This window comes from Clostridium sp. MCC328 (assembly GCF_018785465.1).
Taxonomy (GTDB): domain Bacteria; phylum Bacillota; class Clostridia; order Lachnospirales; family Lachnospiraceae; genus Pilosibacter; species Pilosibacter fragilis.
Window position 1 is genome coordinate 25295 of record NZ_WQPW01000097.1, and the last position, 1519, is coordinate 26813.

General features: G+C 48.1%; 1 protein-coding gene. It reads right to left on the reverse strand.

Going from position 1 to position 1519, the window contains the following annotated elements; genetic code table 11:
- Window positions 1–17: 17 nt before the first annotated feature.
- Window positions 18–902, reverse strand: a complete 885-nt coding sequence (locus GPK83_RS13615) for a DegV family protein (protein WP_215705007.1) — start codon at window positions 900–902, stop codon at window positions 18–20.
- Window positions 903–1519: the final 617 nt, after the last annotated feature.

Sequence of the window (1519 nt, forward strand, 5' to 3'; positions counted from 1 at the left end):
AACCATACCCTGCGCTTTTACACTCTCTTATAATCCGGTGCCACCGCGCACCCGATTCCCATTCCGCCCGGTCCGATATGGCAGGATACGCCGAGGGACAGATTATCGTAGAGAAGCGGAACGCCCGGGAATGCCTCCTTGATCTCCTCGACCCATGCCGCATTCTCCTCGTCTGTTCCGCTGGAGGACGCCAGAAGGTGGAGGGCACCGTCATTTAACGCATCCTGAAAATTATCCTGGATCTCCGCCTGCATGGCCTCGATGGCTGCCTTCTTTGCTTTTACGATCCCATGACATTTCTTAAAGGAGTCCAGCTTTCCTGTCTGCAGCTTCAGGATCGGCTTAATATGAAACACAGACCCCAACGCCGCTGCCGCCGGTGTCACTCTTCCGCCTTTCTTTAAGCACTCCAGTGTCTGGAGCGCGATATAGATCATCATCCGGTCTCCCGCCCTTTCAAGGAGATCACGGATCTGTTCCGCCTCATATCCCTTTTCGATCATATCCAGCGTATCCAATACCATCTGATGGAGCGGAGCCGCAACCTGCCCGTCATCTACAACGAGGACACGCCCCTCATACGCTTCATCCTTCGCCAACATCATCGCCGTCTCGTAGGAACCGCTGAGACCGCTGCTGATCGGCATATAAAGAATCTTTTCAAACTGCTCCAGCGCCCTATCCCAGATTTCCATCACCGCAGTCGGGGATGGCTGGGACGTCGTAATATCCGCCCCGGCCGCCAGCTTCTCAAAAAACAGTTCGCGGGACAGGGTCACGCTCTCGTAATAGCACTCCCCATCGATGTAAAACGGCATCGGCAGGACAAAAATCCCAAGTTTTTCCGCCTCTTCCTGGCTGATGCTGCTGTGACTGTCTGTTACGATTCCAATCTTCTTCATATAGGTATTTCCTCTTTCATTCTCTGATCCGACGCAGCCGGATTCCTGTAAAATCAAATCATTTTTGTCTAAAATATTTTGAACATCTAAATATCGTAACATTTTCATTCTTTCCAGTCAATAGGGTGGACGCAAAAAAATGACAGATTGTCACTATTGTAAATCGTAAACAAGTGAAAACACGCTTCGCGAGTTTCCCCTTGTTATCGCGACAGTCGCCAAGGTCTCGCGCAAGCGCGGACTTTGGCTCGTTGTTCGCGTAAATAAAAGGCGCTGTGTCACAGCCTATTTTCCATGACACAGCGCTCAAATTTTTCCTGTTATTTCCCTTGCAGTTTTATGTAAACTGCATATTCATACAGCCGGGAATCTCTTCCTGCATATATGATACTTATTTGGTAACTGTTCAGTAGGTCTGCGCACTTGCTGCGCTGACCGTAAGAAAACATAGGCTGGAAGGCAAAAATCCCATCAGCGAAGCTGATCTGGAATGGATTTTTGCACGTAACTATGAAGGTACTGAATAGTTACCTTATTTGTAATTTAACCTATTGTGCTATTTCAAATAAAACGTTTAAAAACTTGTAAAAACCGCAAAGAATCCCTGTTTTTTTGAT